Source organism: Allobosea sp., assembly GCF_035999205.1.
In the GTDB taxonomy this organism is placed as follows: domain Bacteria; phylum Pseudomonadota; class Alphaproteobacteria; order Rhizobiales; family Beijerinckiaceae; genus Allobosea.
On record NZ_DASYHA010000006.1, the window covers coordinates 1 to 2,102 of the forward strand.

Here is a 2,102-nt window from a genome sequence, read left to right on the forward strand (position 1 = left end):
GACGACGTCATCGCCGGCGGCGAGGGCGATGACGAGATTGAAGCCGGAGCGGGCGACGATGTCGTCGATGCCGGTACCGGCGACGACGAGATCGATGGCGGCGATGGCAATGACGTCATCCAGGCCGGCGATGGCGACGACGAGATCGCGGCAGGCGACGGAGACGACATCGCCGATGCAGGTGCAGGTGACGACAAGGTCGAGGGCGAGGACGGCGATGACGTTCTCTATGGCGGTGCCGGCAGCGACTGTCTGATCGGGGCGGATGGCGAGGACGTCCTGCGCGGCGATAGCGGCAACGATGTCCTCAAGGGCGGGGACGGCGACGACAGCCTCGATGGCGGACAGGGTTGCGACACCGTCATCGCCGGAGCCGGCGACGACGTTGTCATTGCTTCTCTCGATGCCGCCGCAGACTGCCTGGATGGCGGCAGCGGGACCGATACGCTCGACCTGTCCGGAACGAGCTGTGGCGTCACGGTCGATCTGACAGAGAAGAAGGCGGTCGGCATCGAGATCGGCAGCGACACCGTCGTCGATTTCGAGGCGCTCATCGGCGGCGATGGCGACGATCGCTTCATCGTCGGAAGCAGCAGCATGGTGCTCTCCGGTGGCGGGGGTGACGACCGCTTCGAGTTCCACGTCCCCGAAGAGGCCCAGAACGACCTGATCCACCAGATCCTCGACCTGCATGAAGGCGATCGCATCGTCATCAAGCAATACGAGATCCATTCTGATGCGGCGGCAGGCGGCACCGAGATCGATCCGTTCAGCGAGACCTACGGCGATTCAGGCGAGGACGGCCGGCCCTTCCGTTTCCGGATCGAGAAGATAAACGATGAAGAGAGGACATATATCGATGTCTTCGCCACGCAGCAGGATGACAAGGATTTGTCGATCGAGATCTATGGCAACCACAAGTTATATTATTACTCATATTGAATTTGATCGTGCGTCCGCCTGCCTCTGCGTCCTGCCAAGAGGGTTCGTGACATGAATGCCCAGAATTTTGATGCCAGGGTTCTCGCCGCTGCGGCCAAGCAAACTGCGGCCGCCGAGCGGCGCGCCGGCTTCGGCCTCGGGCCCCATATCGTGGCCGGCTCGGCGCTGGCTCTCCTGCTGGTCGTCGGCTGCGGCGGCTGGGCGGCCTCGGCCCATCTCAACGGCGCCGTGGTCGGCCAGGGCATGGTCAAGGTCGACCAGAACCTGAAGGAGGTCCAGCATCGCGACGGCGGCATCATCCAGTCGATCGCGGTTCGGCAGGGCGACAGCGTCGGCGAGGGCCAGGTCCTGTTCCGCCTCGACGACGTGCAGACCCGCGCCGAACTCTCGATCATCCGCTCGCAGCTCGCCGAGCATCTCGCCCGCGGCGCCCGCCTGGTCGCGGAGCGCGACGGCCTGGCCGTGATCACCTTCCCGCCGGTTCTCGCGAACTTCTCCGAGGAGGCAGCCGACATCGTCAAGGGCGAGACGCGCCTCTTCGACGGCAACCGCACCAACCGCGAGAGCCGCAAGGAGCAGCTCGAGATCGGTATCGTCCAGTCGGGCGAGGAGGTTAAGGGCCTCGAGGCGCGGCACGTCGCCAAGTCCGAGGAGCTCCGGCTCGTCGAACTCGAGCGCGGCAAGTATCTCGGCCTCTACCAGAAGGGCTATATCGACGGCGTCAAGGTCTTCAACATCAACCGGGAATGGGCGCGCCTGCTCGGCGAGCGCGGAGAGATCGATGCCGCCCTCGCGCGCGCCAAGCTGCGCATCAGCGAGACCCGCCTGCAGATCATCTCGATCGACGACACCGCCCGCACCGAGGCCCAGCGCGAGCTACGCCAGGTCGAGGCCAAGCTCTCGGAGCTGCAGGACCGCCGCGTCGCCAATGAGGACCGGCTCTCGCGCACCGATATCCGCGCCCCAATCGCCGGCACCGTCAACGAGATGACGATCTTCACCGTCGGCGGCGTCATCACACCGGCGGCCAGGCTCGCGACCATCGTGCCCCAGGGCGCCAAGCTCACCATCGAGGTGCGCATCTCGCCCGCCGACATCGACCAGGTCAGGGCCGGCCAGCCGGCGAGGCTGCGCTTCTCCGCCTTCAACCGCAACACCAC

2 protein-coding genes are annotated in these 2,102 nt (G+C 65.7%); both read left to right on the top strand.

From position 1 onward, the window contains the following. The coding region (locus VGN82_RS00945) for a calcium-binding protein (RefSeq protein WP_327525103.1) at positions 1-942 on the top strand (942 nt) is incomplete at its 5' end. A 51-nt stretch (positions 943-993) separates the two neighbouring features. Beyond that, positions 994-2,102 (top strand): HlyD family type I secretion periplasmic adaptor subunit (locus VGN82_RS00950; protein WP_327525104.1); only part of this gene is annotated, 1,109 nt, incomplete at its 3' end.